General features: G+C 61.3%; 5 protein-coding genes. 2 read left to right on the top strand and 3 right to left on the bottom strand.

Annotated elements, in window-relative coordinates; all coding sequences use genetic code 11:
* The 3 genes from B7L71_RS03775 to B7L71_RS03765 form a co-directional block, all read right to left on the bottom strand.
* Positions 1-586, bottom strand: a 586-nt coding sequence (locus B7L71_RS03775; RefSeq protein ID WP_081136094.1) for an AEC family transporter, incomplete at its 3' end; no start/stop codon positions are given.
* Between the two features lie 75 nt (positions 587-661).
* The gene (locus B7L71_RS03770) at positions 662-1,582 is read right to left on the bottom strand and encodes a LysR family transcriptional regulator (protein WP_081136426.1); all 921 of its coding nucleotides are present in this window, start codon (positions 1,580-1,582) and stop codon (positions 662-664) included.
* Positions 1,583-1,772: 190 nt separating this feature from the next.
* Positions 1,773-3,959 carry a TonB-dependent receptor domain-containing protein gene (locus B7L71_RS03765; protein ID WP_081136092.1) on the bottom strand — a complete coding sequence of 729 codons (2,187 nt, stop codon included), beginning with the start codon at positions 3,957-3,959 and terminating at the stop codon, positions 1,773-1,775.
* A 244-nt stretch (positions 3,960-4,203) separates the two neighbouring features.
* On the opposite strand from B7L71_RS03765, the gene B7L71_RS03760 reads away from it, so the two are divergent.
* Together B7L71_RS03760 and B7L71_RS03755 are read left to right on the top strand one after the other, a co-directional pair.
* Entirely contained in the window at positions 4,204-5,151 is a 948-nt protein-coding gene (locus tag B7L71_RS03760) for an iron-siderophore ABC transporter substrate-binding protein (protein WP_081136091.1), read from the top strand.
* Positions 5,152-5,207: 56 nt separating this feature from the next.
* Positions 5,208-5,393 (top strand): iron chelate uptake ABC transporter family permease subunit (locus B7L71_RS03755; RefSeq protein ID WP_139788434.1); only part of this gene is annotated, 186 nt, incomplete at its 3' end.

Here is a 5,393-nt window from a genome sequence, read left to right as displayed (position 1 = left end):
CTAGGGTAATCAGCATCAGCGGCACCGTGAAGCCCGACATCAGGTCGACGGTATTGGCCAGCCAAGGAGGCAGAGGGGTATCGGTGAGCAGCAGCGCCATGGCGATGACGATGGCATACACGGTCGGTGTCTTGACCAGCGTCTTGAGCGGATTGCCCTTGGCATCCAGTACTGCCCCCAGGGTGAACTGAAACAGCGAGACGGTCACCATGACCGTGATGCCGTAGGCAAACCCGGCGCTACCGAAGGCATACAGCACCACCGGCAGCCCCATGTTGCCCGTATTGGGGTACATCATGGGGGCGATGACCACCCGCCAGTGGTGGCCCAGCAGCCTGGCCACCAGAAAGCTGGCGGCCCCCATGGTCAGGATGACCAGCGCAGTGGCCAGCATGACATGGCCAAAGGTCCCCGCATCGATATTGGCCCCGGACAGCGATGCGAGTACCAGCGCCGGGGTGCCGATGTTGAAGACCAGACGCGTAATGAAATCGACGGGGTAGGGGTGCCCAAGGCGTACCCAGGCATAGCCAAGTCCGGCGCCTGCCAGTACAGGGGCCATGACGGCGAACAGTTCGGCGAGCATCAACGTTCCTTGACGGGGTTTAGCGCTCTATTGTCGGTAATAATGCACCCCTCAGGCAAGCAGGGTAGCGGAGTGTCAGGCATTGACCCGTGGGCGAGTGGTTTGCCACTCGGCTGGGACCTGTTCGCGCAGAAACTCCAGCAGGGCGTTGACTCGCCGGGAGTGCTGCCCGTAGGCGTATAGCATGGTGATGGGCAGGGCCGCAGGCTCCCAGCCTGGTAGGCAGCGCACCAGATCCCCGGGATGATGCGTTTCGCGCCGTGCCACTACCCAGTGGGGCAGCAGGCCAATGCCCTGGCCATAAGCAATGGCATCGATGTGCAGTACCGTGAGATCGACGCGTAATCGCGAGCGGGGCGCATCGAACAGGTAGTCGGGATGTTCTGAATGATGCAGCAGCAGCCCGTTGGAAGCCGTATCCAGCAGGTCGATCCAGGCGTGCTCGCCAAGTTCGCTGGGGTGCTGTGGGCGGCCTGCCTGTTTCAGATAGCCTGGGTTGGCATACAAGCCCCGCGAAAGATATCCCAGCCGCTCCTGATTGAGCCCACATTCGTGATTGGCTCCCAACCAGATATGCACGCTGTTGCTGTGCATCTTGCTGGGCGGCGTTTCGCGGGTGTGCAGGGTCAGCTCCACTTTGGGGTAACGCGTCAGAAAGGCATCCACGACCCCCGCCATCCAGCCCCGGGCCAGGGCGCCATGCACTTCCAGGGTGACCTTGCCGCTGATCTCTTCACGCAGCTCGGCCAGCGCCTCCTGGCTATGGGCTGCCATGGCCAGCAGCTCGTTGCAGTAGCTGTGGAACAGCAGCCCCGCTTCGGTCGGGATCAAGCGATTGGCCTGGCGCCGCAGCAGCGGCTGATTCAGGCGGGCTTCCAGTTGGCTGATGCGACGGCTCAGGGTGGACTTGGCCAGCCTCAGCTTCTGGGCGCTGCGGGTCAGGCTACCCGTCGACATCACATCGGCAAATGCGGCAAGTTCATCGAAATCGTACATGGCACGGCCACCGAGCTGAGTCATGGAGCGAATAGTGTGCCATTTATTTTGATGAATGAAAATAATTTATATTTGTGTTTGTATTTGAGGTTTGGAAAAGGTCTTCTCAGCTGCGGATAAAAAAAGCCCTGGCACCAGGCCAGGGCATCAATTCAGCATTGAAACAGTAAGGGTCGTAGGCGACCTACGATCAGAACTCGTAAGTAGCAGACAACCAGAAGCTGCGACCGTTCAGCGCAACACCGTCAGTGGAGCGGCCGGTTTGGGTGTAGCGGTAGGCTGCGTAGGTGTCACCGTTGTGCTCGAAGGTGTCGTAGGCGGTGAAGTCCTTGTCCAGCAGGTTCTGGACCGCGCCGGTCAGCCGCACGCTGTCGGAGAAGCGGTAGGTGCTGCGCAGGTTGAACAGCTCATACCCGTCCAGCTTGTTGCCTAGCTGTTGATACAGTGAGAGCGTTTCACCCGACGTGGGCAGGCCTGCCGAGAAGCGCTCGCGAGAAGAGTAGTACTCGCCTTCCAGCGTGGTGCTCCAGCGGTCGTTGATCTGCCAGGTGAGGTCGGCAGTCAGCTTGTGCTTCGGCGTATTGGTCAGAATCATCCCTTCGTTGTCACCGGAGGTGATCTCGGAGTCGGTGAAGGTATAGCCGCCGCTGACACGCCAGTCCGGGGCTATCTGATAGTTGGCGCTCAGCTCGACGCCGCGGGTCTCGGCGCGGTCGATATTGGTCAACTGCCCGAAGCTCTCCTGCTGGGTAAAGTTGCCCACGCTCAAGCAGTTGGCCAGCCCTGCATAGGGCGTATTGCCATTGCTGTCGATGAACTGGCAGTTGGGGATATCGTCTGCGTCGGCAATACGATCGCGGAACTGGGTGAAGAACAGCGTTGCCCCGGCAGAGAAGCGCTCCTGGTCGTCGTAGATGGCGCCAATTTCATAGTTGGTGCTTTTTTCCGGCTCCAGGTCCGGGGTGCCGATATTGACCGTTGCCCCTTGGCCGCCAAACCCATTGACGCCATCATGCAGCTGGTTCAGCGTGGGCGTCTTGTAGCCTTGGCTGACACCACCTTTCAGCGTCCAGTGGGGCGTGGTGTTCCATACCAGGTAGCCGCGTGGGCTGAAGTGCCCGCCAAAGGCGTCGTGGTTTTCGTAGCGGCCACCCAGGGTCAGCGCCAGATCATCGCGCAGCAGCCACTCGTCTTCCACAAAGGCAGCCCAGCTGTTCTGCTCGAAACGCTCGTTGCCTGCCGTACCGTCTTCCAGGCGGGCGTCGATGTACTGGCCGCCGACGGTCACCATGTGGTCACCCAGCGGGGCCACGAACTTGCTGTCGACCACGATATCGCGGTTTTCCAGCAGGCGGGGTTCGCCGCCTTGTGCCACGTAGCCGTAGTCGGGGGCATTGCCTGCTGGCAGGGTGCGGCCCAGGGTTTCGGTTTCGCTATGGCTGATGCTGCTTTCCCAGGTGCCCGCTTCGAAACGTCCGGTATGGCCAATGGCGACCTGATCGCGGTTGAAGCGCATTTCGTCTTCATAACCAAACACCCGCGCGGGGGTGTCCAGATTGCCCAGGCGGCTGTCGCTGTTGTCGTAGGTCTGGCGGGAGCGCTCGGCATCCAGCCAGAATTCGTTCGTTTCATCCGGCGTGACGTTGATGCGCCCGCCGATGGAGTAAATGCGCGCTTCCGAGGGGCGCGGGTCGCGACCTGAGCTGTTCTCGATCATGCGCTCGGAGCTGTCGCGGTCAAACAGGCGGCCGCGCAGCTGCAGGCCCACGGTGTCTTCCACCAAGGGGCCAGAAGCATAGAGGTTGATGGCGGAGCTGTTGCCCTCGTCGCGGTTCTGTTGGAAGGAGTTTTCCACCGACACCGAGCCTGCCCAATCCTGGCCAACGCGGTGCGTGATGATGTTGATCACGCCGCCCATGGCATCGGAGCCGTAAAGCGTGGACATCGGCCCACGAATCACCTCGATACGTTCGATGGCAGAAAGCGGGGGGATGAAGCTGGTAGAGGTTTCACCAAAACCGTTCGGGGTCACATCGCCAGAGGCGTTTTGGCGGCGGCCGTCGATGAGGATCAGGGTATAGCTGCTGGGCATGCCACGAATGGAAATATTCAGCCCGCCGGTCTTGCCCGTGCCTGCGCGTACATCTACCCCCGGTACGTCAGCGATGGCTTCGGCAATGTTGGAAAACTGCTTCTGCTCCAGCTCTTCACGGGTCACCACGGAAATACTCGCGGGCGCGTTATTGAGCGTTTGCTCATAACCGGCCGCCGTCACGACCATGTTGTTGAGCTGGGCAGTTTCCTGAGCATTGACGGCGGTGGCGGTCATGCTGACAGCAATGGCGCTGGCCAGTGCAGAGCGTGTAAAGCGTGGCATGGTGATCCCCTGAGATGAAACTTATTTGCTAATGAAACTGATTATCAAAAGAGGTTGTGATTCTAAGAAGAAAAGTTCCCATGCGCGAGGCTGTTTCATCGAACGGTGCGTTGCATGAACCGAAACGGCCCCGAGTCGCCTTCAAGCGTTGCAAGATATGCAACGGCGCATTCGCGTAAATAAGGGTGCAAGTGCTGTTGAGAATCGTTACTATCTTTCCAACACTCAATCGGGAGAGGCTTTCATGGGCCGTACGTTGCAGCGTGGTGTGATCGGGTTAGCGGGTAGAGCAGTCGTGGGGTTGATGGTCGGCAGCCTGATCGCCAGCGCTGCTCAGGCGCGCACCCTGGAGACCGCTTATGGCGAGGTCGAGGTCAACGACCACCCCGAGCGTGTGGTCACCCTTTACGAGGGGGCGCTGGATGCCTCGCTGGCCGCAGGCCTTCTGCCAGTGGGCGCCGTGACCACCCGGGGCGGTGACAACGTGGCAGAGTATGTGGAAGCCTACCTGGGCGAAGAGCGCCCGGCCATCGTCGGCGTCGTGCGCGAGATCAACATCGAAGCCGTGCTGGCGCAGCAGCCTGATCTGATTCTGGCGGCACCGCAGCTTCCCGAGGCCCAGTACCAGCTGCTGTCGCGTATTGCGCCTACCATCGTGCCTCACACCCAGCCGCTGGCGGCCGATAACTGGGAAGCCGAAGCCCGCCTGTATGGCCAGGCGCTCAACCGCGAAGCGCAGATCGACGAGGCCATTGCCGCCGTGGAGCAGCGCGCCGCAGAGCTGAGCAGTGCCATTGCTGAAGCTGGAGTAGGCGGCACGGTCGTGCTGGCCCGTTGGATGCCCAGCGGCCCCATGGTGATGTCGAAGGACCTGATTGCCACGGGCCTGCTGGATAGCGTGGGCCTGGAGGTGCAGGACGCCGGGCTGATCAAGCCAGATAGCGCCCACAGCGACGTACTCAGCCTGGAAAACCTGTCTCAGGTAGACGGTGACTGGCTGTTTCTGGCGACCCTCAACGCCGATGGCCAGGCCGCGCTGGATGCCGCCCGCCAGAGCCCGGCATTTACACGCTTGAACGTCGTCGAAAACGACCGGGTCGTGCCGGTCAACGGCCAGCTCTGGAGCAGCGCCAACGGCCCGCTGGCGGCCCAGGCCATCCTGGATGACATCGAGAACGCGTTGTTGCCGTGATGTTTGCTGCTTTTATAGGGAGCAGCGCCGCCCGGCGCTGCTCCGCAACGACCTGGATGCTGATACTGCTCACCGCCTTGCTGGCGGTGTGTGTCGTTAGCCTTGTGATTGGCGCGGGCCAGGTGGGCCCTGCGCGCGTATTGGGGCTGCTGCAAGGCGTGGACGACAGCGAAGCGCTGTTCGTGGTGCAGGAGCTGCGCGCCCCCCGCACCCTGATTGGCCTGACCGTAGGGGTTGCCCTG

It is taken from the genome of Halomonas sp. BC2, assembly GCF_002078115.1.
Lineage (GTDB): Bacteria > Pseudomonadota > Gammaproteobacteria > Pseudomonadales > Halomonadaceae > Vreelandella > Vreelandella stevensii.
This window is presented reverse-complemented; position numbering and strand designations above follow the sequence as displayed.

Bases quoted from the DNA above. Each gene is read 5' to 3' on its own strand.
- B7L71_RS03765 (WP_081136092.1), bottom strand. From the start codon at position 3,959: ATGCCACGCTTTACACGCTCTGCACTGGCCAGCGCCATTGCTGTCAGC.
- B7L71_RS03770 (WP_081136426.1), bottom strand. From the start codon at position 1,582: ATGTACGATTTCGATGAACTTGCCGCATTTGCCGATGTGATGTCGACG.
- B7L71_RS03760 (WP_081136091.1), top strand. From the start codon at position 4,204: ATGGGCCGTACGTTGCAGCGTGGTGTGATCGGGTTAGCGGGTAGAGCA.